General features: G+C 62.5%; 25 protein-coding genes. 13 read left to right on the top strand and 12 right to left on the bottom strand.

The window, feature by feature from the left end:
- Window positions 1–25 precede the first annotated feature (25 nt).
- Both rdgB and hemW read left to right on the top strand, forming a co-directional pair.
- On the top strand, window positions 26–661 hold the full coding sequence (gene rdgB, locus BLW80_RS10175) for an RdgB/HAM1 family non-canonical purine NTP pyrophosphatase (RefSeq protein ID WP_093757823.1): 636 nt from the start codon (window positions 26–28) through the stop codon (window positions 659–661).
- The gene (gene hemW, locus BLW80_RS10170) at window positions 648–1,811 is read left to right on the top strand and encodes a radical SAM family heme chaperone HemW (protein WP_093757822.1); all 1,164 of its coding nucleotides are present in this window, start codon (window positions 648–650) and stop codon (window positions 1,809–1,811) included. The genes rdgB and hemW overlap by 14 nt, the downstream gene beginning before the upstream one ends.
- Window positions 1,812–1,814: 3 nt before the next feature.
- On the opposite strand, the gene BLW80_RS10165 is transcribed toward hemW, so the two are convergent.
- Window positions 1,815–3,041 (bottom strand): penicillin-binding protein activator, encoded by a 1,227-nt coding sequence (locus BLW80_RS10165; protein WP_093757821.1) that lies wholly within the window; start codon window positions 3,039–3,041, stop codon window positions 1,815–1,817.
- A gap of 225 nt (window positions 3,042–3,266) precedes the next feature.
- On the opposite strand from BLW80_RS10165, the gene rsmI reads away from it, so the two are divergent.
- The 4 genes from rsmI (at window position 3,267) to BLW80_RS10145 (ending at window position 6,776) form a co-directional block, all read left to right on the top strand.
- On the top strand, window positions 3,267–4,223 hold the full coding sequence (gene rsmI / locus BLW80_RS10160; protein WP_093757820.1) for a 16S rRNA (cytidine(1402)-2'-O)-methyltransferase: 957 nt from the start codon (window positions 3,267–3,269) through the stop codon (window positions 4,221–4,223).
- Window positions 4,210–4,623 (top strand): YraN family protein, encoded by a 414-nt coding sequence (locus BLW80_RS10155; protein WP_093757819.1) that lies wholly within the window; start codon window positions 4,210–4,212, stop codon window positions 4,621–4,623. Before rsmI ends, BLW80_RS10155 begins: the two co-directional genes overlap by 14 nt.
- A gap of 38 nt (window positions 4,624–4,661) precedes the next feature.
- Window positions 4,662–5,603, top strand: coding sequence for a glutathione synthase (gene gshB, locus BLW80_RS10150; protein ID WP_093757818.1), 942 nt, complete (start codon window positions 4,662–4,664; stop codon window positions 5,601–5,603).
- A 192-nt stretch (window positions 5,604–5,795) separates the two neighbouring features.
- Window positions 5,796–6,776 (top strand): MBL fold metallo-hydrolase, encoded by a 981-nt coding sequence (locus BLW80_RS10145; protein WP_093757817.1) that lies wholly within the window; start codon window positions 5,796–5,798, stop codon window positions 6,774–6,776.
- 72 nt (window positions 6,777–6,848) lie between these two features.
- On the opposite strand, the gene BLW80_RS10140 is transcribed toward BLW80_RS10145, so the two are convergent.
- Window positions 6,849–7,883 carry a diguanylate cyclase domain-containing protein gene (locus BLW80_RS10140; RefSeq protein ID WP_244528088.1) on the bottom strand — a complete coding sequence of 345 codons (1,035 nt, stop codon included), beginning with the start codon at window positions 7,881–7,883 and terminating at the stop codon, window positions 6,849–6,851.
- 182 nt (window positions 7,884–8,065) lie between these two features.
- Between BLW80_RS10140 and BLW80_RS10135 the strand changes: the two genes are divergently transcribed.
- The 4 genes from BLW80_RS10135 (at window position 8,066) to olsB (ending at window position 13,693) form a co-directional block, all read left to right on the top strand.
- Window positions 8,066–9,604, top strand: a complete 1,539-nt coding sequence (locus BLW80_RS10135) for a YifB family Mg chelatase-like AAA ATPase (RefSeq protein ID WP_093757815.1) — start codon at window positions 8,066–8,068, stop codon at window positions 9,602–9,604.
- A 107-nt stretch (window positions 9,605–9,711) separates the two neighbouring features.
- Entirely contained in the window at window positions 9,712–10,182 is a 471-nt protein-coding gene (locus BLW80_RS10130; RefSeq protein ID WP_093757814.1) for a hypothetical protein, read from the top strand.
- Window positions 10,183–10,357: 175 nt separating this feature from the next.
- Complete coding sequence (locus BLW80_RS10125; protein WP_244528087.1) at window positions 10,358–12,604, top strand: ATP-binding protein; 2,247 nt, start codon at window positions 10,358–10,360, stop codon at window positions 12,602–12,604.
- Between the two features lie 138 nt (window positions 12,605–12,742).
- Window positions 12,743–13,693, top strand: a complete 951-nt coding sequence (gene olsB / locus BLW80_RS10120; RefSeq protein ID WP_093758207.1) for a l-ornithine N(alpha)-acyltransferase — start codon at window positions 12,743–12,745, stop codon at window positions 13,691–13,693.
- A gap of 4 nt (window positions 13,694–13,697) precedes the next feature.
- Here olsB and coaA read toward each other — a convergent pair whose 3' ends face one another.
- The 7 genes from coaA to hisB are packed head-to-tail and all read right to left on the bottom strand — an operon-like array spanning window position 13,698 to window position 18,351.
- The gene (gene coaA, locus BLW80_RS10115; protein ID WP_089263094.1) at window positions 13,698–14,651 is read right to left on the bottom strand and encodes a type I pantothenate kinase; all 954 of its coding nucleotides are present in this window, start codon (window positions 14,649–14,651) and stop codon (window positions 13,698–13,700) included.
- A gap of 28 nt (window positions 14,652–14,679) precedes the next feature.
- Window positions 14,680–15,000, bottom strand: a complete 321-nt coding sequence (locus BLW80_RS10110; protein ID WP_089263096.1) for a phosphoribosyl-ATP diphosphatase — start codon at window positions 14,998–15,000, stop codon at window positions 14,680–14,682.
- Window positions 15,001–15,048: 48 nt separating this feature from the next.
- Complete coding sequence (gene hisF / locus BLW80_RS10105; protein WP_093757813.1) at window positions 15,049–15,810, bottom strand: imidazole glycerol phosphate synthase subunit HisF; 762 nt, start codon at window positions 15,808–15,810, stop codon at window positions 15,049–15,051.
- 10 nt (window positions 15,811–15,820) lie between these two features.
- Complete coding sequence (gene hisA / locus BLW80_RS10100) at window positions 15,821–16,552, bottom strand: 1-(5-phosphoribosyl)-5-[(5-phosphoribosylamino)methylideneamino]imidazole-4-carboxamide isomerase (protein WP_093758206.1); 732 nt, start codon at window positions 16,550–16,552, stop codon at window positions 15,821–15,823.
- A complete protein-coding gene (hisH, locus tag BLW80_RS10095) occupies window positions 16,549–17,199 on the bottom strand; it encodes an imidazole glycerol phosphate synthase subunit HisH (RefSeq protein ID WP_093757812.1) in 651 nt (216 codons plus the stop codon). The genes hisA and hisH overlap by 4 nt, the downstream gene beginning before the upstream one ends.
- On the bottom strand, window positions 17,196–17,726 hold the full coding sequence (locus BLW80_RS10090; protein ID WP_089263100.1) for a DUF2628 domain-containing protein: 531 nt from the start codon (window positions 17,724–17,726) through the stop codon (window positions 17,196–17,198). The genes hisH and BLW80_RS10090 overlap by 4 nt, the downstream gene beginning before the upstream one ends.
- A 31-nt stretch (window positions 17,727–17,757) precedes the next feature.
- Complete coding sequence (gene hisB / locus BLW80_RS10085; protein WP_089263102.1) at window positions 17,758–18,351, bottom strand: imidazoleglycerol-phosphate dehydratase HisB; 594 nt, start codon at window positions 18,349–18,351, stop codon at window positions 17,758–17,760.
- A gap of 201 nt (window positions 18,352–18,552) precedes the next feature.
- Between hisB and hslV the strand changes: the two genes are divergently transcribed.
- The 3 genes from hslV to hslU are packed head-to-tail and all read left to right on the top strand — an operon-like array spanning window position 18,553 to window position 21,076.
- Entirely contained in the window at window positions 18,553–19,125 is a 573-nt protein-coding gene (hslV, locus tag BLW80_RS10080) for an ATP-dependent protease subunit HslV (protein ID WP_068730238.1), read from the top strand.
- Window positions 19,122–19,733 carry a DUF2585 domain-containing protein gene (locus BLW80_RS10075; RefSeq protein ID WP_093757811.1) on the top strand — a complete coding sequence of 204 codons (612 nt, stop codon included), beginning with the start codon at window positions 19,122–19,124 and terminating at the stop codon, window positions 19,731–19,733. Before hslV ends, BLW80_RS10075 begins: the two co-directional genes overlap by 4 nt.
- A gap of 41 nt (window positions 19,734–19,774) precedes the next feature.
- Entirely contained in the window at window positions 19,775–21,076 is a 1,302-nt protein-coding gene (hslU, locus tag BLW80_RS10070) for an ATP-dependent protease ATPase subunit HslU (RefSeq protein WP_093757810.1), read from the top strand.
- A 49-nt stretch (window positions 21,077–21,125) separates the two neighbouring features.
- On the opposite strand, the gene BLW80_RS10065 is transcribed toward hslU, so the two are convergent.
- Genes BLW80_RS10065 through BLW80_RS10055 form a run of 3 tightly spaced genes read right to left on the bottom strand, consistent with a single transcriptional unit; the run spans window position 21,126 to window position 24,149 of the window.
- Window positions 21,126–21,722: a Smr/MutS family protein gene (locus tag BLW80_RS10065; RefSeq protein WP_093757809.1), complete on the bottom strand. Its 597-nt coding sequence runs from the start codon at window positions 21,720–21,722 to the stop codon at window positions 21,126–21,128.
- Window positions 21,719–23,476 carry a murein transglycosylase A gene (mltA, locus tag BLW80_RS10060; RefSeq protein ID WP_502688590.1) on the bottom strand — a complete coding sequence of 586 codons (1,758 nt, stop codon included), beginning with the start codon at window positions 23,474–23,476 and terminating at the stop codon, window positions 21,719–21,721. Before mltA ends, BLW80_RS10065 begins: the two co-directional genes overlap by 4 nt.
- Window positions 23,454–24,149 (bottom strand): Tim44/TimA family putative adaptor protein, encoded by a 696-nt coding sequence (locus BLW80_RS10055; protein WP_093757807.1) that lies wholly within the window; start codon window positions 24,147–24,149, stop codon window positions 23,454–23,456. Before BLW80_RS10055 ends, mltA begins: the two co-directional genes overlap by 23 nt.
- Window positions 24,150–24,501 lie beyond the last annotated feature (352 nt).

Raw genomic sequence — 24,501 nt, 5'->3', positions numbered from 1 at the left:
CATCAAGCAGGCGTAGACTCGCATCATGCATCGTCGAATCACTGGGAAGCTCGTCATCGCCACCCACAATCCCGGCAAGCTTGCCGAGATGCGCGATCTCCTGGCCCCCTACGGCATCGAGGCAGTATCGGCCGGCGAGCTCAAGCTCGCCGAGCCCGACGAGACCGGCGACACTTTCAAGGCCAATGCCGCGATCAAGGCGATTGCCGCGGCCAATGTCGCGCAACTGCCGGCCTTCGCAGATGATTCCGGCCTCGTCGTCGATGCCCTCGACGGCGCGCCCGGCATCCTCTCGGCGCGCTGGGCCGGCGAGTCCAAGGACTTCACCGGCGCGATGACGCGGATCGAACGCCTGTTGCAGGAGCGCGGCGCGACCACACCCGACAAGCGAACCGCGCATTTCGTCTCGGCGCTGTGCGTGGCCTGGCCCGACGGTCATCTCGAGGAAGTCGAAGCGCACGCCCGTGGCACGCTGGTCTGGCCGCCTCGCGGCACTGCCGGCTTCGGCTACGATCCGACATTCCTGCCCGATGGTCACACCCGCACCTATGGCGAAATGACCGCGGTCGAGAAGCACGGGTTGCCGCCACTCGGCGAGGGCTTGTCGCATCGCGCCAGGGCATTCGTGAAACTCGCGGAGATCTGCCTTGAACCCCGCTGACGCACAGCAGGACGCTTTCGGCGTCTATGTGCACTGGCCGTTCTGCCTGTCGAAGTGCCCGTATTGCGACTTCAACAGCCACGTCCGTCATCACGCCGTCGACGAAGTACGTTTCGCGCGAGCCTTCGCACGGGAGATCGAAACCACGGCTGCCCGCACGCCAGGCCGCACCGTGACGTCGATCTTTCTCGGCGGCGGCACGCCGTCGCTGATGCAGCCGCAGACCGTCGGCGCGATTCTGGATTCGATCGGAAAATACTGGAACGTTGCCTCCGACGTCGAAGTATCACTCGAAGCTAACCCGACCTCCGTCGAAGCGACGCGCTTTCGCGGTTATCGCGAGGCCGGCGTCAACCGCGTGTCGCTCGGCGTACAAGCGCTTGACGATGCGTCGCTGAAATCACTGGGACGTTTGCATACAGCGCGCGAGGCACTCGATGCCGTGGCCATCGCGCGCAGCGCGTTCGATCGGTATTCGTTCGATCTGATCTATGCGCGCCCCGACCAGACCCCGCAGATGTGGACCGACGAACTCAAGCTCGCCATCTCGGAAGCCGCCGAACATCTATCGCTGTATCAGCTGACCATCGAGGAAGGCACGCCGTTCTTCGGATTACACGCCGCCGGCAAACTCAAGACACCCGACGAAGGCCTCGCGCGCACGCTTTATGATGTGACGCAGGAGGTCTGCGCACAGCAGGGCCTGCCATTTTACGAGATTTCCAACCATGCCCGCCCCGGCGCGGAGTGCAAACACAACCTCGTCTACTGGCGCGGCCAGGAATATGCCGGTATCGGGCCAGGCGCCCATGGCCGCCTCGACATCGACGGTGTCAGACATGCCATCGCCACCGAGAAGCGTCCGGAAGCCTGGGTGATGCGCGTGGAAGACAACGGCCACGGCGTAACATCGGATGAATTGCTCAACAGCGAAGAACGCGCCGACGAATATCTGCTGATGGGCCTGCGCCTCGCCGAAGGTATCGATCCCGCGCGCTATCAGATGCTGTCCGGCCGCGCGCTGGACGAGAAACGTATCCAGATCCTGCGCGAGGAAGGCGCCATCGTCGTGGAACAGAACGGTCGCCTGCGCGTGACGCAGGAGGGCTTCCCTGTGCTCGATGCTGTTGTGGCAGATCTGGCGGCGTAGGCGCTAAGCCCCGAAGCTCTTCGGCGAGCCCGCCACGGCCTGACCACCACCCGACGCGACCTTCATCACGGCGAGGCCGCGATCGTTACCGCCATCGCTGCGGAACCGGAACAGGCCATCGATGCCGGCAAAGCCTGATGGATTGGTGAGCGTTTCAGGTGCGAAGCGCTGTCCGCCCTGGGTGCGCGCCAAAGCGGCGACCAACGCCACCGCATCGTAAGCAAGCGTCGCTGTACGCACGGGATCGCCGCCATATTTCGCGCGATAACGGCCCGCAAAGGCACGAAACCCTGCGGGATCCGGCGCGGCATAGAGCCCACCCTGCAACGCGGCGCTGTTGAAGACGCGCGGATTGTCCCACAGGCCCGTGCCGAGCAATTGCACATTGCGCAGATTGGCACCCGCCGCTGTCAAGGCATCAGCCGTCGCGACGACCGCATCGCCGTCGTCAGCAATGAACAACGCGTCGGCGCCGGTGAGCGATGCGGCAATGTTGCGTGCTGCGCTGGAGCGGTCAGCACCATAGCGCTCAAAAGCGACGACGCGGCCACCCTTGCGCGCGACGGCCTGCTTGAACGCAACTTCGACCACATTGCCATAGGCATTCTCGGGCAGCATCGCCGCAAAGGAGCGTTTGCCCGTGCCCGCGGCGTAATCGACGATGCGATTGACGTCGGACTCGGGCAGGAAGCTGAGCAAATAGACACCACGGCCGGCGACGCTGGAATCGGTCGAGAACGCGATCACCGGCACGTTGCGCGCGCGCGTGAGCTGCGCGGTGGCCGGCACTGACAGCGCAAACAACGGTCCGAGAATGATTTCGGATCCTTCGTCGAGCGCCTGCTGGGCGGCCTGCTGCGCGCCCTGCGCACTGCCATTGTCGTCCTTGATCAGCAGTTGAATGCTGGGATTCTGGAATTCGGTAAGCGCCATTTCGGCGGCGTTCTTCATCGACTGCGCGGCGACGCCAGCATTGCCGGAAGCCGACAGCGGCAGGATCAGTCCGACTTTCGTACCCCCGGTGCCGATGGCTTGCGACTGCTGCGCCGGTCCGGCAGGCGGTCCCGATGGCGCCGTCGGTCCGGTGCCAAACGCATTGGTCAGCGTCGATTGCACACCCGCGCAGGCCCCGAGCAGCGGCGCGCCCAGCAGCAGGCCGACAGCCGTCCGCCGTGTTGCGCCCGACGTCGCGCCCTTGGTCCCGGATTTGGGGTCGAACGGATCCGCCATCACTTCTCTTCTTTCGGCCGTATCAGATCGGCCCGCCTCGTCACCCACTATATAGTGTGAGGCGCGGATTCAGACATATTGTCGGCGATAAGTTAACCAAAACAAAAGCTTTATGTCCGGCATACCCCGTCACCGCGGCCGGATTAGCACGACGGGAATGAACCACGGCCAAACGCCGAAAAAACGGCTGTCCCCCTTTGGCGCAATTCGCTCTACATTGTCGCCATGCGCGCAACACCCCTTTCCTCATCGCCTGCGGACGCCGCGGCACCATCGGCCCGGACCTTCACGGTCTCCGGCCATCTGCTCATGGCACCGAAAGCTGTTCCGGGGCTGCATCTCGTAGCCACGCCGATCGGCAATCTTGGCGACATCACCCTGCGCGCGCTGGAGACCTTGGCGGGGGTCGATATTATCGCCTGCGAAGACACCCGCATCACCCGCCGGCTCACCGAGCGCTACGGGATCTCCGGTACGCTCAAGCAGTATCACGAGCACAATGCCGAACAGGCGCGGCCGAAGATCCTCGAAAAGCTGGCGCAGGGCGCATCGATCGCGCTTGTGTCCGATGCCGGCACGCCACTGATTTCCGACCCCGGCTTCAAGCTGGTGCGGGAAGTGACCGCAGCAGGCTTCAATGTGATTTCGCTGCCGGGGCCATCCTCGGTGCTGGCCGCGCTGGCCGTCTCTGCCCTGCCGACGGATCGCTTCTTCTTCGAGGGCTTTCTGCCATCGCGGCAGATGGCACGCCGCTCACGGCTGACCGAGCTCGCTGCCATCGACGCCACGCTGGTGATGTTCGACTCCGGCAACCGCGTGCAGGACACGCTGGCCGATCTCGCGGACATCATGGGCAACCGCGATGCGGCGATCTGCCGCGAACTCACGAAGATGCATGAAGAGATCAATCGCGGGCCGATTGCCGATCTGGCCAAGGGGGCCGATGGGCTGGAGACCCGCGGTGAATTCGTGCTCGTCATCGGGCCACCGGCTGCGGATGCGCAGGCCATGACCGAGGACGATCTCGATGCCCTGCTGCGCAGCTCGTTGCAGCGTGACAGCGTCAAGGATGCCGTGGCGCATGCGGTCGAACTGTCCGGCCGGCCGCGCCGCGCCGTCTATGCCCGCGCGCTGGAGCTCGCCAAGGAGATTCACAGGGACTCAGGCGATGGCGAAGACTGACAAAGTCTCCGCGCCGAAGCCCGCGGCCAAGCCGGCTGCGCCGGAGCGCGTCGCCGCGTTCAATACCGGCCTCTCCGCCGAAAGCCGTGCCGCTGCTTTGCTGCTGGCCAAGGGCTACCGCATCCTGGCCCGCCGCTTTCGTACCCCCCATGGCGAGATCGACATCGTCGCCAGAAAGCGCAGCCTGATTGCCTTTGTCGAGGTAAAGGCCCGCGCCAGCCTGGACGAGGCCGCCTATGCGGTGACGCCACGTCAGCAGGCCCGGATCATGGATGCCGCCCAGGGCTGGCTGATTGCGCATCCCGAACATGCGGAATTCGACCTGCGTTTTGACGTCGTGCTGATTGCGCCGAGACATTTGCCACGCCATCTGTTAGCGGCATTCGACGCCTCAACCTGAGCTTTCGCCTCCCCGACCACAATTCCGGACCTTGCAGCATGACCTTGAACGTCGCCGTCCAGATGGACCCCATCGCGCGCATCAATCACAAGGGCGATTCGACCTTCGCAATGCTGCTGGAAGCCCAGAAGCGTGGCCACAAACTGTCCTATTACACGCCAGACAAGCTCTCGCTGCGCGGCAATGATGTGGTGGCGCCGGTGCAATCGCTGTCGGTGCGTGACGTCGAAGGCGATTATTTCACGCTCGGTGAACCCGCCCGCACCAGCATGGAATCCTTCGACGTGGTGCTGCTGCGCCAGGACCCGCCATTCGATCTCGCTTACATCACCTCGACGCATCTGCTCGAGCGCATTCATCCGAAGACGCTGGTGATCAATGATCCGGCCTCGGTGCGCAACGCGCCGGAGAAGATTTTCGTGATGGGCTTCTCGGACCTGATGCCGCCGACGCTAATCTCGCGCGACAAGGACGAGATCAATGCATTCCGCGCCGAGCATGGCGCTGTGGTGATGAAGCCGCTGCATGGCCATGGCGGCGCAGCGGTGTTTCGCGTGCTGCCGCAGGACATGAATTTCGGTTCGCTCTACGATCTGTTCTCCGTGACCTTCAAGGAGCAGTGGGTCATCCAGCGCTTCCTCCCCGAAGTGAAGCATGGTGACAAGCGCATCATCCTGATCGACGGCGAATTCGCGGGTGCCGTGAACCGCGTGCCGGCTGAAGACGATTTGCGCTCCAACATGGTGCGTGGCGGCGCCGCCAAGGCCACCGAACTCTCGCCGCGTGAGCGCGAAATCTGCGAACGTGTCGGACCGGCACTGCGTGATCTCGGTCTGCTGTTCGTCGGCATCGACGTGATCGATGGCAATCTCACCGAGATCAACGTGACGTCGCCCACGGGCATTCGCGCCATCGCCAAGCTTGGCGGACCGGATGTCGCGGCGCGGGTCTGGGACGTGATCGAAGCGAAGCGGAAGTAAACTCCGTCCACGTCATTCGCTGTGTTGCGTCAATGCTTGACGCAGCAATTGAATTCCATTCGTCACAATTCTTCACCCACTGCTTTTGCTTGCCAGTCATGGACGGCAAGCGCAGCATGTTGATGCACGCTTGACCAATCGGGCGGCCCGCTACATGTGGCGGCAAGCAAAAGCATATCAGTGGAGAAACGCATGACTTCAGAAGTTTCGCGAAGGTCCCTGCTCTCGCTCGGCGCTGGTTTGGGCGCAAATCTTCTCGCTCCCGGCCTCATCGGCAGCGCATCGGCCAAGGCACCAAAGCTCGGCACACAGGCGCCCTACTTCCACCGTTTCATGTTAGGCAGCGCGGAAGTCACCGTTGTCTCCGACGGACCTTTGCCGCTCGGCGATCCCTCCGGCACATTCGTCGGCGTACCCAAGGAAGACGTGCAGAAGATGCTGACGGATAATTTCCTCAGCAGCAGCAATGTCGTGCTCGAACAGAACGCGCCGATCGTCAACATGGGCGACAGACTGATCCTGTTCGACACCGGCATGGGCACGTCGCGACTGTTCGGCAACACCACGGGTCGCCTGCAGAAAAGTATGGCCGAAGCCGGTATCAAGCCCGGCGATATCGATGCCGTGGTGTGCTCGCACGCCCATATCGATCATATCGGCGGCATCGTCGATGCCAATGACAAGCCACTATTTCCCAATGCGCAGGTCTATCTCAGCGAGGAAGACTTCAAGTTCTGGACCGACGAAGGCAAGCTCGGTTCGCCGCTCAAGGACTTCATCGTCCATGCGCGCAAGAACCTGCTGCCGGTGAAGGATCGCCTGGTGTTCTTCAAGGACGGCCAGGAGTTCCTGCCGGGCGTCACCGCCATGCATGCACCTGGCCATACGTTCGGCCACCACATGTTCATGATCCAGTCGGACGGGAAATCTTTCGCCTTCCTCGGCGACCTCACCCATCATCAGGTGCTGCTGCTGGAGAAGCCGCGGATGGAGTTCGCCTATGACTCCGATCCGAAGATGGCGGCGGCGACGCGGGTGAAGATGCTCGACATGCTCGCAGCCAACAAGACCGCCGTGATGTCCTATCACTTCGCGTGGCCGGGCTATGGTCATGTGGTGAAATCAGGCGACGGCTTCCGCTATATCGCCGAGCCGATGGTGATGAATCTCTAGCGGAAATCCTGCGACTTTCCTGCGGCGATCTTGAGACAGTGACCGCCGCAGGAATTCCGCAGCAATTTATCCTTACGCCGCGGATGAGGCGTCCCTCGGACGTCTCTCCGCTCCGCGTTTGTAGATCCGGAACGTGCCACGTCCGGCATCCTTCGCCGCATAAAGCGCCGAATCGGCCATGGCTGCCAATTGCGATGACGTGCAGTTATCGGCCAGCGCGATGCCGACCGATGCGCCAACCCGCAACTGTTGTCCGCGATGATCAATCGGCAGTCCCAACTGCGTGACAATCGCACGCGCCGTCTCCGAGGCTTCCTCGAATTCCGCGTGAGGCCCCAGCAGAACCGCGAATTCGTCACCGCCGAGTCGTGCGACCAGTTCCGCACCGGCACAGATGTTGCGAATTCGATTTGCAACGACGGTCAGGCAGGCATCGCCCGCTGCGTGGCCGAAACAGTCATTGACCGGCTTGAATTCATCGAGATCGATCAACAGCAGCGCGCCGAACGGCTTCACCTTGATGGCCGACGCCGCATCGAACAGCGACAGCTTGGTTTGAAACTGGCTGCGATTGGCAAGGCCGGTCAGCGTATCGAATTCGGCGAGATAGCGATTGCGATCCGCCAGAATTTTCTCTTCGGTGATGTCTTGCTTCATGCCGAAGATGCGGACGGCAACGCCATCGACCGACTCGACAGTGGCCGTGATCCTGATCCAGCGCCGGTTGCCCTTGAAGGTGATGATCTCCGCATCGAGACTGAAGCCCGTGCGATCCTCGATGGCCTTGCTGCGCCGCTTCGTCAGTTCCCTGACGGATTCTTCGGGATAACAGGCGAGCGCCTCCTCGCGAATCGGCGTCGAGCCACGCGGTAGATCGAAGATGTCATAGACAACATCGGTCCAGACCAGCGATTCATCGGAGAGGTCGCATTCCCAGACGCCGATTCGCGCTGCCGCCGAGGAGCGATCGAATATCTTCCGGCTATGCGCCAGCGAAGCAGCCTGTTGATCGATGATGGCCTGCTGAGCTTCGATCTGCGCCTTCAGCGCAGCGATCAGGTCGGCGTCATCCGGAGCGTCTGGCGGCATCGACAAGCGATCTGACATCTGCGGGCACCCGGTCTTCGTCTCGAAGCTCATAGGATGCTTTGCATGACGTGTTTAAGATTTTCTACGCCAATGGCCGACTTCAGCCAAAACCAGCATACTTTACCGCTACATTTCGTTCACTGATTGTTCTTGAAGTAGAAGCAACCTTAGGTTACGCTCTCATCTCGAATGAGGGCGGCATGGTTCAACGAGTTTCCACTGTAGCCTTTGAGGGGATCGAGGCCCGCGCGGTCGACGTGCAGGTTCAGGTCGTGCCCGGTCTGCCAAATTTTTTGATCGTCGGCCTGCCTGACAAGGCGGTGTCCGAAGCACGCGAACGGGTGCGTGCCGCGCTGGTTGCCTCGGGTCTGGCGCTGCCGGCGCGGCGGATCATCGTCAATCTCGCGCCCGCCGATCTGCCGAAAGAAGGCAGTCATTACGATCTGCCGATCGCACTCGGATTGATGGCTGCGATCGGCGCGATTCCGCCGGATGCATTGGCGGGTTTTACCGTACTCGGCGAACTCGGTCTCGATGGTTCGCTCGCTCCCGTGGCCGGCGTACTGCCGGCCGCGATCGGCGCCAATGCGCGCGACGAAGGATTGATCTGTCCGGCGGACTGCGGGGCAGAAGCCGCCTGGGCCAGTCCCGATATCCAGATCATCGCCGCGACGTCGCTGATCCAGATCGCCAATCACTTTAAGGGCACGCAGGTTCTGTCGCGGCCGCAGCCGAAGATACATGCGCGTGAGGAAACGCTGCTGGATCTGCGCGACATCAAGGGACAGGAAAGCGCCAAACGCGCGCTGGAGATCGCTGCCGCCGGCGGCCACCATCTATTGATGGCGGGATCGCCAGGTTCCGGCAAATCCATGCTGGCGGCGCGGCTGCCGTCGATCCTGCCGCCCCTGTCGCCGGCGGAGCTGCTCGAAGTCTCGATGATTGCGTCGGTGGCCGGCGAGATCAAGGACGGTGCGCTCACCTCACGCCGGCCGTTCCGCGCGCCGCATCATTCCGCGAGCATGGCCGCACTCACAGGGGGCGGCCTGCGCGCGCGGCCGGGCGAGATTTCGCTGGCGCATCAGGGGGTGCTGTTTCTCGATGAACTGCCGGAGTTCGATCCGCGCGTGCTGGATTCGCTGCGCGCACCGCTCGAGAATGGCGAGGTGGCGGTCTCGCGCGCCAATCACCGCGTCACCTATCCCGCGCGATTCATGCTTGTTGCTGCGATGAATCCATGCCGCTGCGGTCACGCTTTCGAGCCGGGCTTCTCCTGCAAACGTGGCCGCATCGATCGCTGCACCTCGGATTATCAGGCGCGCATCTCGGGCCCCTTGATGGATCGCATCGATCTGCGCATCGAAGTCCCGGCGGTGACCGCGGCGGATCTCATTCTGCCGCCACCGTCGGAAGGTTCCGCCGAAGTCGCGGCGCGTGTCGCCGCCGCGCGCGATCTGCAGACCATGCGCTATGCGGCGGCGGGATTGCCGGGCACACATACCAATGCCTCCGCGCCCGCCTCTGTGCTGGAAACGGTAGCGCAGCCGGATGCGCAGGGGCTGATATTGTTGCGCGATGCCGCCGAAACGATGCGACTGACCGCGCGCGGTTATCACCGCGTACTGCGCGTGGCGCGGACGCTGGCGGATCTCGACGGCGCCGAGAAAATCGGGCGGCTGCATCTGGCCGAGGCGTTGTCTTATCGCGCGCTGGCGGAGGACGTTCGCCGCGCGGCGTGAATTTCCGGCAACGCCCCTGATGTGGACGTCAACGCGATAGTAACGAGTTTTGTTTACGCTCTGCTCACCATAACCCCGCATTGCGGGGCCAGGGCGAGTACCGTGTCATGCTGCGTTTCAAGATTTTAGCCTCGACGATTCCCCTGGCGCTGGCAGCCTTTCTCGCCCGCGGCGATCTCGTGAGCGGAACGCATCCCTGCATCTCCACCGGTGAGACCACCGTCCAGATCGCCGTCATGCCCTGGCAGGCGCGATCGCATGTCAGCTTCACCAACGATCCCCTGCAGGCGACCGTCCGTGTGCAGATCGTCGATAGCGCCGAAACCGCCGACTTTGTCGTGCTCGATGATGCCGATGCAGCGGAACCCGATGCCTGTCCCGTCACCGCTGCGACGCGTTTCATCGGTATTGCCGAGACATCGGCAACGTCAGAGCCCATCATCTACCTGTCGGAGCAGGGTGACGCCGACTACCGCATCTTTGTGAAGTCACGCAGCTTCACGGCGCGTGATGCCGCTGCGCTGATCGTCGGTGCCCACAGCCGCAGCCCGGCGCGGATGGCAGCGGCCAACCTCTAAGAAGAGGATTAACGCTTCATCAACCATATCTGTGCCGGCAAATTCAAAACTGCCGTCACGCAAGCACTTGGCAACAACATCCCCGCATTGTCTCCGACATCTGCGATCGCCTGATCGCGGCCTGTATTCGCGTGCAATCGCGAGCCATGATGTGACCAAGCCGGAGTGCTGATCTGTGGCGAAAGGTGTCTTCCGGATCAAGGTCTACTTCCGCCGCTTCGCGCGCCGTTTTCCGTGGCTTGCTTTCGTCATCCGCTCTTTCGTGATGTTCTCGGCTGCCTTCGGTGGCGCCTATGGTTTCATCTCAGGTTCGACCTCGAAAGACTCCGGTTACGACCCGCACGCTTTTGCAATCGGCGCCAGCTTCCTGTTCGCGCTGGCCTGCGTCGCCCTGGCCACCATGAGCATCCGCATGCGCTTCATGGGCAAACGGATGCGCAAGCTGACTGCGCATAACGAAGCCCTGGTCGACCGGAACTGGGAATTGAAAGAAGCCGAAGAGCGCGCGCGCAGCCTGTTCGAGGCACAAGGCGACCTGATCGTGATCCGCAACAACGAAGGCTGCATCACCTTCGTCAACGATGCTTATTGTGCGCTGGCGGAACAATCGCGCGAAGCATTGATCGGCAGCCACTTCGAACTCACGCTGCTGGAGCAGGGCGATATCGCCAACGAGCCCAACGGCACCAGCATGCACGATCAGAAGATCGCCACGGCGACCGGTCCGCTCTGGATCGCCTGGCGCGAAGGTCTGGTGCGGATCGATGCGGGCCAGCCCGCCGAATTGCAATGCGTCGGCCGCGATGTCACTGACCGTACCCAGACCGAACGCGCCCTCGGTGAGGCACGCGACCATGCCAATGCCGCCAACCGAGCCAAGTCGCGGTTCCTCGCGATGGCGTCCCATGAAATCCGCACGCCACTGAACGGCATTCTCGGCATGAGCGGCTTGCTGCTCGATACGCCGCTGACACCCGAACAGACCACTTACGCCAAGGCCATGAAGACCTCCGGCGATGCGCTGCTGTCGCTGATCGAGGAGCTGCTGGATTACTCCAAGATCGAGGCCGGCAAGATCGATCTGGAACATCGACCCTTTGCACTAGCCGGATTGATCGAGGACATCACCGAATTGCTGGCGCCGCGTGCGCAGGCCCGCAATCTCGAAATCGCGGCCTATGTCGACGAGCGACTGCCGCTGACAGTGATGGGCGATGCGGCGCGCCTGCGCCAGGTGCTGCTCAATCTCGCGGGCAATGCCATCAAATTCACGGCGACCGGTGGCGTGGCGCTGATCGTGGAGCCCGGCATCTGGCCGAACGAAGTCTCTTTCCTGGTGCGCGACACCGGCATCGGCATCGCGCCGGATGCGCAGCAGCGCATCTTCCGCGAATTCGAACAGGCAGACGAGGGTACCGCGCGCCACTATGGCGGAACGGGTCTTGGCCTCAGCATCAGCGAGCGTATCGTCAAGCGCATGAACGGCCGCATCACGCTACAGAGCACGCTCGGTGCCGGCTCGACATTCGAAGTATCGATCCCGCTCGCCGTATCTGACAGCGGCACCGCGACTTTCATGGCACCCGATCTTACCGGCCTTTCGGTGATGCTGGTGGCGCCGCAGACCATCGAAGCCTCACTGACGGCCCTGCGGCTCGGGCGCTGGGGGGCACAGACTTGCACCGTGTCCGATATTGCCGTCGCGCAAGCCCTGCTACCCGAACGGTCGTGGCATGCCGTCATGATCGATCGCGCTCTTGGTGCTGACGCTGCCGAGCAGCTTGCGAACGCTGCAATTCCGCACGCGCTGCGACGGATCGTACTGTTCACGCCGGCGATGCGTCATGAGCTGCAGCCCGCGACGCCGAGTGCGTTTACCGGCTATCTGGTGAAGCCACTGCGTGCGGCCTCGCTTGCCGCGCGCCTGACATTACAGACGGACTCACCGACGATCGCCGCCGATGATCTGTTGGATCGCGATCCGGCCACACCGGAACTAACGGCGGCGATGGCACCCAGCCTCTCGATCCTGGTCGCCGAAGACAACGAGATCAACGCGCTACTGATGCGATCGTTGCTGACGCGGCTTGGCCACAAGCCGGTCGTGACCACCAATGGCGAAGAGGCACTGGAATCCTGGCTCGCCTCCGACTCCGCAGGCACGCCCTATGATCTCGTCCTGATGGATATCCAGATGCCGAAGCTCGACGGAATCGAGACCACCAAACGCATTCGCGCGCGCGAGGCCGGTCAACGCGTCAGGCGGACGCCGATCCTGGCCCTCACAGCGAACGCACTGGTCGAAGATCGCTATGCCTGTTTCGAGGCCGGCATGGACGGCTTCCTGATGAAGCCGCTGGACCGCGACAAGCTCGCCGAAGCCCTCAAGGGACTCGCCAAGACTCGGCACGTCGCCGCCTAGCAGCTCCACCTTCGCTGTCACACCCCCGCAACACGCCCGTCACACGGCTGTTGAGCGCCCGTGATGTCTGGTGCGGATAAGCCGCATCGATGATTCGCGTGATGCCTGCGGCACAAGGCGATTGAGTTGGGGATGGCCATGCACGGCAACGAACTGGTGCGACCGAAGCAGGGTTTCATGCAGATGTTGCGGCCCCAGAACATGAGCGCCGCCGCGCAGACGGCGATCACCTGGTTCAAGCCGCCGCTGCATCTCGATCCGGCCAACGGTATTCCCGTCGCCACGAGTTCGCTGGGCCGGATGGGTCCGCTCGAAGTTCGCCTCGCGCAGGACAAGCGCGACGTGAAGCGCGCGCAGCGTCTGCGCTACAAGGTATTCTACAAGAACGGCACCGCGATCGCCGACGCCGCCACCATGCTGGCACGCCGCGACAAGGATGCATTCGACAAGATCTGCGATCACCTTCTCGTCGTCGATCACGATGCCAAGCCTACGTTGTCCGGGAAACAGCCGGTGGTCGGCACCTATCGCCTGCTACGCCATGAGGCGGCCATGCAGAATGGCGGATTCTATACCGACAGCGAATTCGATCTGTCGGGGATGATCGAGCGCCATGAGGGTCTGCGGTTTCTCGAACTCGGTCGCTCCTGCGTGCTGCCGCGCTACCGCAACAAGCGTACCGTCGAATTGCTGTGGCAGGGCATCTGGAGCTACGTGCGACAGAACAAGTTCGACGTCATGATCGGCTGCGCCAGCTTTGAAGGCACCGATCCGGATCGCCTCGCGCTGCCGCTGTCGTTCCTGCACCACAATGCGCGTGCCCCCGAGGCCTGGCGCGCCCGCGCGCATCCGTCGCGCTATGTCGAGATGAACCGGATGGTCGCGGATGCCATCGACACCAAGGCGGCGCTTCGTGCGCTACCGCCGCTGATCAAAGGCTATCTACGGATCGGCGCCATGATCGGCGACGGCGCCGTGATCGATCATCAGTTCGGCACCACCGACGTTCTGATCGTGATGCCGGTGACGTCGATCGGCGCACGCTATATCGAGCATTTCAGCACGGACACCTCACGCCACGCGGCGTAATCGCTTAGAGGCGACGCAGCGCGACGTTTTCCACCACGTGATCCGCGCCCTTTTTGAGGATCAGCGTCGCACGCGGCCGCGTCGGCAGGATGTTGTCTTCGAGATTGGCGAGGTTGGTACGCTCCCAGATCGCCAGCGCCGTCGCCGTCGCTTCTTCATCCGACAGCAATGCGTAGCGATTGAAGTAGGATCGCGGATCGTGGAATGCGGTGTCGCGCAGCGCCAGAAACCGTCTCACATACCAGTCGCGCAGTACCGGCTCATCGGCGTCGATATAGACGGAGAAGTCAAAGAAGTCGGAGACCACAGGCACCGCCTTGCCGTCGCGCGGCAGGCGGCCGGTCTGTAGCACATTGACGCCTTCGACGATCAGGATGTCGGGCTGATCGACCTCGACCCACTTGTTTGGGACCACGTCGTAAGTGAGATGCGAATACACAGGCGCGCGGACGGCATTGCGGCCGGCTTTGATGTCACTGAGAAACTGTAGCAGCGTTGGCAGATCGTAGCTTTCGGGAAAGCCCTTCTTCTGCATGATGCCTTCGCGCTCAAGCACCGCATTCGGATAGAGAAAGCCGTCGGTGGTGACGAGATCGACCTTGGGCCGCGGCGACCATCTTGCGAGCAGTGCCTGCAGCACGCGGGCGGTGGTCGACTTGCCGACGGCCACCGACCCGGCGACGCCGATGATATAGGGCATCTTGCGATCCTCGATGCCGAGGAACTTGCGCTGCGCGTAATACAGACGTTGTGTCGCCGTGACATAGATCGAAAGCAGGCGGGACAGCGGCAGGTAAATCTCTTCGACCTCGCGCAGATCGAGGCGATCATACATCGAACGCAGGGCGGCGATCTCGCCGGCCTCCAGCGTCATCGGCGTATCGTCGCGCAGCTTGGCCCACTGCTCGCGCGAGAAATTCCGATAGGGATTGTATTGTTGGTCTGCCCGCATATCCATGAAGCGGTCCCCGTTGTGATCGACGCTGTTACTCGCTCTTGCGCGACGCTTTCTCTTGCAGTCCGGATTGCGACGTGCGCTGACCGAGCGCCGCCTCGACCTCCTGAATCGTTACGCCGCGCGCTTTCAGCAGCACCAGCAGATGAAACAGCAGGTCGGCACTTTCATTGATCAGATTGGTGCGATCGTTCTCAACCGCCGCGATCACGGTCTCGACCGCTTCCTCGCCGAATTTCTTGGCGCAATGCTCCGCGCCCTTGTCGAGCAGCTTACGGGTATAGGACGCGTCGCCACCCGCCGCCGCGCGGGCGTCGATGGTGTCGGCGAGATCGTGAAGCGTAAAAGCCATTTCGGCGCCTTGTTGGCTGGGCAGCGCAGACTCCTGCCAGAGATTGACCTAGGGGTCGAGCCGCATCGGCAGTCCGGCCCGGACCATATGCTCCTTGGCCTCGCGAATGGTAAATTCCCCGAAGTGAAAAATCGAGGCCGCCAGCACCGCGGTGGCGTGGCCGTTCCTGATACCTTCGACCAGATGATCGAGATTACCGACGCCGCCCGAGGCAATGACCGGTACGCCGACACTGTCGGCGATGGCCCGAGTCAGTTCGATATCGAAGCCGGAGCGGGTGCCGTCGCGATCCATCGAGGTGAGCAGGATTTCACCCGCGCCCAATGACACGACTTCCTGGGCGAATTCGATGGCATCGATGCCGGTCGACTTGCGGCCGCCATGGGTAAAGATCTCCCAGCGCGAGCCGGACCGTTTGGCGTCGATCGCCACCACGATGCACTGGTCGCCGAACTTCTCGGCGGCTTCCTTGACGAACTGGCGATTGGCCACCGCGGCCGAATTGATCGAGACCTTGTCGGCACCGGCGCGCAGCAGCGTCTTGATGTCGTCCACCGTACGCACGCCGCCGCCGACCGTCAGCGGCATGAAACAGGCTTCAGCCGTGCGACGGACCACGTCCAGCATGGTGCCGCGGTTTTCGTGGGTGGCGTTGATATCGAGGAAAGTGAGCTCGTCGGCGCCAGCGGCGTCATAGGCGATCGCAGCCTCTACGGGATCGCCGGCATCGCGCAGGTCGACGAAATTGACGCCCTTCACCACGCGTCCATCCTTGACGTCGAGGCAGGGGATGACGCGGACTTTGAACATGGCTCGGTCCTTATGCCGCCTGCTTGATGAGCTTCAGCGCCTCGGCCGGATCAATCCGCCCGTCATACAGCGCACGGCCGGAGATCGCGCCTTCGAGCTTCGCAGCGCGTGGCTCAAGCATGGCCTTGATATCATCGATGGAGGCGAGGCCGCCCGAGGCGATCACCGGAATTGAAATCGAATCGGCCAGCGCAATCGTCGCATCCCAATTGATACCCTTGAGCAAACCGTCGCGCGCGATATCGGTGAAGATGATGGCGGCGACGCCAGCATCTTCAAAACGCTGCGCGATTTCTAGCGCAGTGACGGTCGAGGTCTCAGCCCAGCCTTCGACGGCAACCTTGCCGTCGCGGGCATCCAGACCGACGGCAACCTGGCCCGGAAATTTCTTCGCGGCTTCCTTCACCAGAGCTGGATCGCGCACCGCAGCCGTGCCGATGATGACGCGGGTGATACCTTTGGAAAGCCAGGCTTCCACCGTCTTGAGATCGCGAATGCCGCCGCCGAGCTGCACCGGCATCTTGATGACCTTCAGCATCGATTCTACGGCCTGCGCATTCACCGGCTTGCCGGCAAAGGCGCCATCGAGATCGACGACATGAAGATATTCGAAGCCTTGAGTCTCGAAGTCGCGCGCCTGTGCGGCGGGATCAAGGTTGAACACAGTGGCGCGCGCCATGTCGCCCTGCTCAAGGCGAACGCACTGGCCGTTTTTCAGATCGATGGCGGGAAAGAGAATCACGGCTTCCACTTCAGAAAGTTCGAAATCAGAGCCAGCCCGAAACGCTGGCTCTTTTCGGGATGAAATTGCGTACCGATCGCGGTGTCCTTGCCGACGATGGCAGTGATAGGACCGCCGTAATCGGCGCGCGCCAGTACATCGGCCTCGTTGACCGCATTCAGGTGATAGGAGTGCACGAAATAGGCGTGGCGACCCTTCGGCCCAAGCGGCAGGCGCTCCAACACCGCGTGCTCACGCACCATGTCGAGCGTGTTCCAGCCCATATGGGGGATCTTCAGATTCTCTTCGCGCGGCTGGATCTTCTCGACATCGCCGGCGATCCAGCCCAGCCCCTCGGTCGTGACGTGTTCCTTGCCCTTGGTCGCCATCAGCTGCATGCCGACGCAGATGCCGAAGAAGGGGCGCGCCTTGTCGCGTACCGCTTCGGTCATCGCCTCGACCATGCCGTCCAGTGAATCCAGTCCCTTGCGGCAGTCCGCAAAGGCGCCGACGCCAGGCAGCACGATGCGATCGGCGCGAAATACCGTTTCGGGATCGCGCGTGACGATGATTTTCTCCGGCACATCCATGCTGCGCGCGGCGCGCTCGAACGCTTTCGCTGCGGAGTGCAGGTTGCCGGAGCCGTAATCGATAATGGCAACGCTCACCGTGTCACTCCCGGTTGCGGGAATAACCCGATGATGTCGTTTTGCGCCGGAGACGGCGGACGTGAGAAAGACTGGCTGGGAACGTGACGGGTCGGCGGCGGACCGCCGCGATCGCTCGCCCACTGATCGTTGACTGCGTTGTGCTGCGCGGTCCAGCGATCGAAGAAGCGACGCTCGGCGGCATCCTTGTTATCGGCGACGACCACATCGAGCTGACGCCACTTGCCACGCGACAGCGTCCAGCGGCGCAGGCTGGCGGCCTCGAAGCCCATCAGCAGCGCAAACAGCAGCATCACGACAAAACGGGCGCCGAGATCGACCTTCAACATCGACAGCGCGACTTCGCCGGCGATCGACAGCACGACATAGCCGAGCAGTGCCCACCACAGCCGATGATAGATCAGCCAGATCAGGCCGGCGACGAACGCCCAGAAATGGAATCCATCGCGCACGAACTCGAACTTGTCCGTTGCCGCAAACGGCTCAGGGCCGGCACCGCGAGGTGCGTGAACTGTGTAGACCGGCATGGCAAACTCCGCCCGAAACCGTAGAGGCCGATCAGCCGCCGAGCTGACCCTTGGTGGATGGCACTTCGCCGGCATTGCGCGGATCGATCGCAACACCCGCCCGCAGCGCCCGCGCCAGACCCTTGAAGCAGGATTCGGCAATGTGATGGCTGTTCTCGCCATATAGGGTTTCGACGTGCAAAGTCACGCCCGCATTGCCGGCAAAGGCGTTGAACCACTCGCGCACCAGCTCGGTGTCGAATTCGCCGATCTTGTGGGTCGGGAAGGTGGACTTGAACACCAGCACCGGCCGGCCGGAAATATCCAGCGCCACCCGGGTCAGGGTCTCGTCCATCGGCATATAGACCGAGGCATAGCGGGTGATCCCGGCCATGTCGCCAAGTGCCTGCTTGACCGCCTGGCCAAGCGCGATGCCGACATCCTCCACCGTATGATGGAAATCGACATGGAGGTCGCCGACCGCCTTCACAGTGACGTCGATGCGGGAATGGCGGGCGAGCAGATCGAGCATATGGTCGAAGAAGCCGATTCCGGTGGTCGATTTGGATACGCCGGTACCGTCGAGGTTCACGGAGACCTCGATATCGGTTTCCTTGGTCTTGCGCTTGATCGTCGCCGTGCGCATGAAAACGCCTCTCCGCCTGCTGAAAACGCGCCCTTTTAACAGGGAGATGACACCTTCGCTACCGCGGGAGAGCCGATTCCGGACCGATCTTTGCCCCTATGGTGACCGGAATCCGCGCGCATCGGCCGCTGGCCTATGCTTCGTCGCCGGATTTGCAACGGCCGGTATCCGTGCCTAGATCAGGCGCTCAAGAGGGTTTCCATGAACGCATCCTATTCGGCTTCCCATGACGGATCATCTCCGGTCTGGCACGGCACCACCATCCTGACCGTCCGCAAGGGCGGTAAAGTCGTGATCGGCGGCGACGGTCAGGTCTCGATCGGCCAGACGGTCATCAAATCCAATGCCAAAAAGGTCCGTAAACTGGGCAAGGGCGACGTGATCGGCGGCTTTGCCGGCGCCACGGCGGACGCCTTCACGCTGTTCGAGCGTCTCGAAGCCAAACTGGAGCAGTATCCCGGCCAATTGACCCGGGCGGCTGTCGAACTCGCCAAGGACTGGCGCACCGACCGGTATCTGCGCCGGCTGGAAGCCATGATGATCGTCGCCGACAAGGACGTCTCGCTGGTGCTGACCGGCACCGGCGACGTGCTCGAGCCGGAAGCCGGCGTGATGGCCATCGGCTCCGGCGGCAATTACGCGCTGGCGGCAGCGCGGGCGCTGGTCGACACCGACCAGGATGCCGAGACCATCGTGCGCAAATCACTCGATATCGCCGCCGATATCTGCGTCTACACCAACCGCAACGTGACGCTGGAAATGCTGGAGGCATGACCGTCGCGGGTCACAATACCCGCGCGCCGTCTGTCACCGGTCTCTCGGTCCAGCAGGGTGTGCTGATCGCGCTCGGCCTGCTCGCGCTGCAGGCGACTCTTCTTTATGCGATGGGGCGATTGCCGATCTGCGCCTGTGGCTACGTGAAGCTGTGGCACGGCGTGGTGCTGAGTTCGGAGAATTCACAGCACCTCACCGACTGGTACACCTTCTCCCACATCATCCATGGCTTCCTGTTTTACGCCGCCACCTGGCTACTGCTTCCACGACTGTCCTGGATCGCGCGCCTGATCGTCGCCATGCTCATTGAAGGCGGCTGGGAGCTGCTGGAAAATTCGAGCTGGATCATCGAACGCTATCGCGCGGGTACGATGTCGCTGGATTATTTCGGCGACAGCATCGTCAATTCGCTGGCTGATACACTGTCGATGATCACGGGCTTCATCCTGGCGCGGAAGCTGCCGGTCGCCGCGACCGTCGCGATCGCGCTTCTGTTCGAGGTACTGGTCGGCCTGCACATTCGCGACAATCTCACTTTGAACGTGATCATGCTGATTCATCCATTCGAAGCGATCCGAACCTGGCAGGCCGGCCCACCTATTATCTGATCCGCTTGTCCCCACGCCCTTCTCAACTTACGTAGAGTGACATGACCGACTTTTCTCCCCGCGAAATCGTAAGCGAACTCGACCGGTTCATCGTCGGCCAGCACGACGCCAAGCGCGCGGTATCGATCGCGCTGCGCAATCGTTGGCGGCGCCTGCAACTGACCGGTTCGCTCCGCGAGGAAGTGCTGCCAAAGAACATCCTGATGATCGGCCCCACCGGCGTCGGCAAGACCGAGATCGCGCGCCGGCTGGCGAAGCTCGCCGGCGCGCCTTTCATCAAGGTCGAAGCCACCAAGTTCACCGAGGTCGGCTATGTCGGCCGTGATGTCGAGCAGATCATCAGGGACCTCGTCGAGGTCGCGATCTCGCTAACCCGCGAGCGCAAGCGCAAGGACGTGCAGGCACGCGCGCAGCTCGCCGCCGAGGATCGCGTAGTCGACGCGCTGGTCGGCGCCACGGCGAGTGCGGCGACAAAAGAATCCTTCCGCAAGAAGCTCCGCACCGGCGAGCTCAACGACAAGGAGATCGAGATCGAGGTTCAGTCCTCCGGCGGCCCCTCGATGTTCGAAATCCCGGGAATGCCCGGCGCGCAGATGGGCGCCATCTCGATTGGCGATATCTTCGGCAAGATGGGGAAGGGCACCAAGACGCGCCGTCTGCGCGTGGAAGACGCACATGAGCCGCTGGTGAATGAGGAAGCCGACAAGCTGCTCGACAGCGACGCACTCGTGCAGGAAGCGATTTCGGTGGTCGAGAACAACGGCATCGTGTTTCTCGACGAGATCGACAAGATCTGCGTGCGCGACGGCCGCAGCGGCGGCGAAGTCTCGCGCGAAGGCGTTCAGCGCGACCTGCTGCCGCTGATCGAAGGCACCACCGTCTCCACCAAGCACGGCGCGGTGAAGACCGACCACATCCTGTTCATCGCATCCGGTGCATTCCATATCGCCAAGCCGAGCGATCTCTTGCCGGAATTGCAGGGCCGCCTGCCGATCCGCGTCGAGCTCAATGCGCTGACCCGCGATGACATGCGCCGCATTCTCACCGAGCCAGAGGCTTCGCTGATCAAGCAGTATGTGGCGCTATTGCAGACCGAAGGCGTGACGCTCGAATTCGCCGACGATGCCATCGATGCACTGGCCGATGTCGCTGTTGCCGTGAATTCAACCGTCGAAAATATCGGCGCACGACGATTGCAGACGGTGATGGAGCGCGTGCTCGACGAGATTTCCTTCGCTGCGCCCGATCGCAACGGCGAGACCGTCCGAATCGATGCCGCCTATGTGCAGAAGCATGTGGGGGATCTGGCGAAGAATTCGGATCTGAGCCGGTTTATCTTGTGAGACGAAGCACCGACCTCTCGCTCCCTCGCCCCGCTCTTGCGGGGAGAGATTAAGAACGCGCCCGCCTGATCCGCACATACAGCGCACCGGCGCCGCCATGCCCGATATGCGCTTCCTCGAATCCAACCACCAGCGAACGAAACTCCGGCAGTCCCAGCCAGAGCGGCACCTGGCGGCGCAGGATACCGCGTTCGGATTCGGGGCCGGTTGTCCGGCCCTTGCCGGTGATAACCAGCACGAAAGTCATGCCGTCATGGCTGGCGCGATGCAGGAATGCCGACAGCGCGTGGTGCGCGCGCGTCTGTGTCATTCCGTGCAGATCGATCCGCGCGTCGATGTCCTTGCGACCGCGCGAGAGCTGCGAACGCTCGCGACGCCCGAGCGGCGCCAGAGGCGGCACCGGCGGCGGCGCAGGCTTTGCGGTTTTGAGGACTGCCGGCGGTGCCGAGATCATCTTCTTGGGCGCCGCGACTTTCACAAGCGTTGGCCCGTCTTCCTCAGGCTCCGGCTTCACCACACGCTTCTTGCGCAGCGGCTTGACCTGTTTGGCGACCAGTTCCCACAGCGCGCGCTCCTCTTCGCTCAGCACGCGGCGACGGCGCGGCACCACGGGATCGATGAGTTGCGGTGGACGTGAACGCTTCATTGCCAGGGGAAACGGAAGAGGGACTGCGGCTGCTTCGCTGCGCGACGATACACGCGGTGCCTGGCTTTGGCACGTTTCGGTTTAACTTCCCGCTTCACTTCAGGTTTTACTTCGGGTTTTTTCTGCGACTTCGCCTCGGCTGCGACTTGAGGCGCGACCGCAGGCCGTGCCTCCGGCAATGGCACTGTCGTAGCCGCGGCTGGCGGGGATGCCGGAGCGGGCGCGACTGCAGCCGCGGCTGGTTTTGCAACTGGCAATGGCGTCGTCATTGTCACGGCTGGCGCCGCGGGCTTCGACGCGACCGATGTATCAGACCTGGACGTATCGGGCCTTGCTGCAGCCTTGTTATCGATCGCGAAATTTTCGACCTTCGATGCTTCGACCGGCTTCGGCTCGGTCTGCGGAAACAGCTTTGCGATTGTCTCCGACGGCCGCGCATCGGGCAGCGGCATGTGATGGCCGCGCACAGAGGGATCGAGACTCTTCGGTACCAGCATAACAAAGCGCGCAGGATGGCGCATCCGGCCGGCGACTCGGCCAGCTTCTGCGCCGGCCCCAAAATACAGATCGGCACGGGCCGGACCGACAATGGCCGAGCCGGTGTCCTGCGCTACCATCAGGCGACGGAACGGCGTCTTTGCCGTATCCGAGTCGACCGGCAGATCGCCTTCGATGAAGAACGGTGTGCCATAGACATGCAGCGACTTGTCGACGGCGATGGATCGGCCTGGCGTCAGCGGCACGCCTTGCGCACCGACGGCTTCGTCCTTGTCGGAGAGCTGCACTTCGCGAAAGAAGACATAGGAGCGATTCTGCCGACGCAGTTCGCTCGCGGCATCCGGGTTCTCTTCCATGTATTGCCGGATACGCTGCATCGACATCTGCTCGCGCGGAATGATGCCACGATCAATCAGCACGCGACCGACCGGCGTATAGCGATAGCCATTATGCGCATCGTAATTGATCCGCACCGTGCCGCCGTCTTCGAGGCGGACGCGCGCCGAGCCCTGGATCTGCGTGAACAGCAAATCGGTCTGGCTCTTCAGCCAGACGATTTCGAGCCCTCGCCCGGCGATGGCGCCGTCTTCGATCTCACCACGATCATAATAAGGCACGAGTTTGCGACGGCCAATCTTGCGGAACACATCGCCGCCATTCGGCATGCTTGCGGATGACTGGCGATAGCCGCGCACAAACAGATTCGACGGGCGGCGATAGACCGGCACGGTGTAAACGTCAGTCTTCGTGCGCGAACCGTCGATCACCGGCTCATAGTAGCCGGTGACGAAACCTTCAGGCTCGCCGAGCCGTGAGATACGCAGCGGCAGAAAATGGTCTTCGAAGAAGGCGCGCGCCTTGGCGCCGTCGGAAATCTCGGCAGTTCTCGCAGCCCGGCAGGGATCGCGGAGCGTGGTGCCAAGCGCCTTCGAATCCGTTGGTGAGTTGCGTTGAGCAACAATCGGCTTGCAGCTGGTGCGAAAAGCCTGGAAGGCGAGGAGGTGATCGTCCTCGCTCCAGCCGGCGATATCGGCCCAATTCACCGGCGCATATTGGCTGCCTGTGAATTCGAACGGCCATTCCCGCGGCGGATTGTGCCGCGGCACATACACAAATTGTGCAGGATCATTCTTGACGTGCTTGGCGTGACGCCGGACCCGTGCGTCTGCAGAGACAGGGACCAACGCAGCAGCAATCACGCACAGCGCGGCAAGCCGGCCGAGCCTGACAGCGTTATTGCACGCTGCCGGTGCCAACCAGCTTCCAATTCGGATCGCGCGAAGTGATGTCGCGGGCAAAAGTCCAGACGTCGGTGATGTCGCTGACCTTGTCGGCATTGCCGTCGACCACAGCGCCGGTCTTGTCGCGCGTCACCGAAATCATCTGCGACACGAAACGTACGGTGAGCTGTGCCGCGCGATCACGCACTTCGGCGCCGACGAGTTCGGCCTTGTCGATGGAGACGAAACGGGTCTCGGTCTTCTGCTCGTTCTTCTCGCGGTCCTTGATGACGGCGTCGAACGAGTCGAACACTTCCGATGACAGCAGATCCTTCAGCGACCGACGATCGCCATTGGCAAAGGCCAACACGATCATCTCATAGGCGCCCTTGGCGCCGGTGATGAAATGGCGCGGATCGAACGACGAATCCTGGTCGACGATGGCATCGAGATCGGCGGCGAGCGGCGTCCCCGGTTCGGTAATGCCCTTCCAGCGCTCGGCGGGAGAGACGTCGGCGGCCGGTGCCGGCGCAGCCTGATCAATGGGGCCGCCGGGCATCGGCACGACATTGCCTTCGGGCGGCAGAGCATCACGCGCCGCGCGGTCGAAGGGCGGACGCTCTTCGCCGGTGCGCTGTCCGAGCACGTTGCGCAGGCGGATGAAAATGAAGACCGCCAGTGCCAGGAAGATGATGGTGTAAATGTCCACGTCTTATTGCTTTCTGATCGGTGCCGGGCATGCCCGGCGGAAGACTATGCCGCCCATCGCGGTGCTGAAATCGGCTCCCACAGGGTCGGGAGATCGCGTCATGGGCGAACCTGCTCCATGTAGACATGAAACTAAGCCCAGCCAATGGCGCGCCATCGTGTCCGGCTGCGGCAAAGCGGCCTTCGCACCGGCAGCCTCGACCGCAACCGTTTCGATAAATTCTAGCGCGTTTGTCTGTCAGAGGAAATCGGATCGAACGAGGAAAACCCGCACTTTCAGTCATTTAACGTGAATTCGGGGCGAATATGACCGGTTTTGCACCTGGATGCCCAAGCGGTGGGTCAAACCAGCG

Origin of the sequence: Tardiphaga sp. OK245 (genome assembly GCF_900108575.1) — a bacterium.
Taxonomy (GTDB): Bacteria; Pseudomonadota; Alphaproteobacteria; order Rhizobiales; family Xanthobacteraceae; genus Tardiphaga; species Tardiphaga robiniae.
Note: the sequence above shows the minus strand (reverse complement) of the source record. Positions and strands in the feature narration are given on the sequence as shown.